This window comes from Oceanobacter antarcticus (assembly GCF_044962685.1).
Classification (GTDB): Bacteria; Pseudomonadota; Gammaproteobacteria; order Pseudomonadales; family Oceanobacteraceae; genus Oceanobacter; species Oceanobacter antarcticus.
This window is the reverse complement of the sequence record NZ_JBBKTX010000120.1, coordinates 1-243: the sequence shown is the minus strand read 5'-3', so window position 1 is coordinate 243 and position 243 is coordinate 1. Positions and strand designations below refer to the sequence as shown.

1 pseudogene is annotated in these 243 nt (G+C 56.8%); it reads right to left on the bottom strand.

What is annotated here, in order from left to right:
• Positions 1-243, bottom strand: a pseudogene (locus tag WG929_RS21175) (IS3 family transposase); the annotation flags it as partial.

Here is a 243-nt window from a genome sequence, read left to right as displayed (position 1 = left end):
GTGATACCGCTCCTGCAACGTTGCAGTTTCGGGTATCGCCAGACCAGCGTCTGGGATTTTGTTGCTTAGCGTGCTCGTACACCACTTTCCGGTGAGCCAGAAGTGCATGGTCTTCGCCTCGGTGACGCGCACCAGGCGTAACGAAGTTGATGCTGCTGTGCCGATGCTCTTCGTTATAAGCATGCGAGAACGCCAGCATCCACTCGCGTATCGCTTGCAGCGAGCTGAAGCCCTTTGAAGGCC